3 protein-coding genes are annotated in these 1,971 nt (G+C 46.3%); all 3 read left to right on the top strand.

Annotated elements, in window-relative coordinates; translation table 11 throughout:
• Positions 1–1,152 (top strand): RHS repeat domain-containing protein (locus tag HMPREF2572_RS15030; protein WP_246827759.1); only part of this gene is annotated, 1,152 nt, incomplete at its 5' end.
• Positions 1,153–1,154: 2 nt separating this feature from the next.
• Positions 1,155–1,436, top strand: coding sequence for a hypothetical protein (locus HMPREF2572_RS03360; protein ID WP_070496255.1), 282 nt, complete (start codon positions 1,155–1,157; stop codon positions 1,434–1,436).
• Positions 1,437–1,543: 107 nt separating this feature from the next.
• Positions 1,544–1,971: RHS repeat domain-containing protein (locus tag HMPREF2572_RS13145; RefSeq protein ID WP_148132275.1), on the top strand; the 428-nt coding region annotated here is incomplete at its 3' end.

Genomic DNA, 1,971 nt, shown 5'->3' with positions numbered 1-1,971 from the left:
GACGACCCCAAAACTCAAGGTCGTCTGAAATCACCTGCCCACCCTAACCCGGTCAGCGGCAACCGCCTCAAAGAATACAACGGCATCGAATACACCTACGACGCATTGGGCAACCTGATCTACCGCCAGCTGCCCAATGGCGAAAACCAATATTACCAATACGACCTAGAAAACCAACTCGTCCGCGCCGAAATCAAAAAGCCCGCCGGCAATACCGAAATCTGGACCTACGCCTACGACCCGTTCGGACGACGCCTCTCCAAAGAACGCCAAGACAAACTCGCTTGGACCAGTACCGACCCGAAGCGCACCCACTTCGTCTGGGACGGAACACGATTACTTCAGGAGTACACCTACAAAGGCAGCTACACCTATATCTACACTGACCAAGACAGCTACGAACCGCTGGCGCAAGTCTTTGACAACGCCAAAGACGGCAAACAATACCTCAGCTATTTCCACAACGACCAAGTCGGCATACCGCGCGAGATGACCGACATCCACGGCAATCTCTTATGGTACGGCGAATACACCGCTTGGGGTCGTCTGAAAAAGGACGAACGGGTTTACAAAAACGCGCATCAGCCGTTCAGACTGCAAAACCAGTATTATGATGAAGAGACCGGGCTGCATTACAACCTGATGCGCTATTACGAGCCTGAGGCGGGTCGGTTTGTGAATCAGGATCCAATTCGGTTGTTGGGCGGGGAGAATCTATATGCTTTTGCGCCGAATGGGTTAATGTGGGTCGACCCTGCTGGTTTAGTTAAACTTCGACCAAGCGATCCCAAGGCTGGTTCGCTAAGTAATGTAGCAGTTCGATGCTGGTATATAAGAGAAGAAAGTAGAATAAAGGATAATTGCAAACTTTCTTTAAAACAACGTGCTAGAAATCTTTCCAAACAAAGAAATGAGGCAAGGATTCGAGCAAGAATGTTGATGAAAGACAGGAAAGCTGCTATTAAGCTGTACCAAACCGATCCAATGCTAACCTTTAAACAATTAGTTGCGAAGAAGAAGAAAAAGGGATTGGAAGGCAATGCAATTTATGAAGATATTATAGAATCATCAAGAAAATCTAGAGAATCAGTAAATAAAAAGTTGCTAGATGGTGTCGATTGTGCCAAATTACTTGCAGAATTAGGGATATAATTATGGAGGCATTAAAAATTAATAAATCCCTATGGTCTCTTCCATTAGATTTTTCTTTTGATAGAAGTGAAATCAATGAATTAATAAAGGTAATGGATATTGAATTACAAGAAGTGGTTATGAGCCCTAATGCTGATATGTGGTATTTTTTATTTATGAAAGAAGAATTTATTTTAGTTAGTGATGTAGATGACGGCTTAGATATTCGATTTTTCAAAAAAGAAAATGAAGATTTAGCTAAAAAATTTATTAATAAAATTACTTCTATTGTATCCTTTAAATAAAATAAAGCAATCCGTAGCCTGCATAAATTTCCAAATTCACAGGTAGGGTGCGTGCCTCAAGTACGCACGCGGTTTTTTCGGTTTATTAGACGGTCTCAATCCCCTTTTTGCGCTACGGCTACGACGGCTACGGCGATTTGACCGCCGTTTACGGACGCGACGGCAAAAAACTGCGCGGTTTCGCCTACCGCAACCACATCATGGTCGAACACAACCAGCCCGACGGACTGGTATCCCGCTACGAATACGACCGTCACGACACCGACGGCAAAGTGCTCAAAAGCAGCAACAACCTCGGCGAAGAATGGACGTTCGACTACCGCAAAGACCATACCGTCGTTACCGACGCATTGGGACGGACGGAAGTGTACGGTTTCGACGAAAACCGCGAACTTATCTACCGCATCGACGCCGACGGACAGCGCAGCGACAGCGAACGCGACAGCTACGGCCGCATTACCGTAGAACGCGACCCCCTCGGACGCGAAACCCGCTATCTCTACGATACCGAAGGCAACGTCATCGCCATCACCGC

Origin of the sequence: Neisseria sp. HMSC064E01 (assembly GCF_001808875.1) — a bacterium.
GTDB classification, from domain to species: domain Bacteria; phylum Pseudomonadota; class Gammaproteobacteria; order Burkholderiales; family Neisseriaceae; genus Neisseria; species Neisseria sicca_A.
This window is presented reverse-complemented; position numbering and strand designations above follow the sequence as displayed.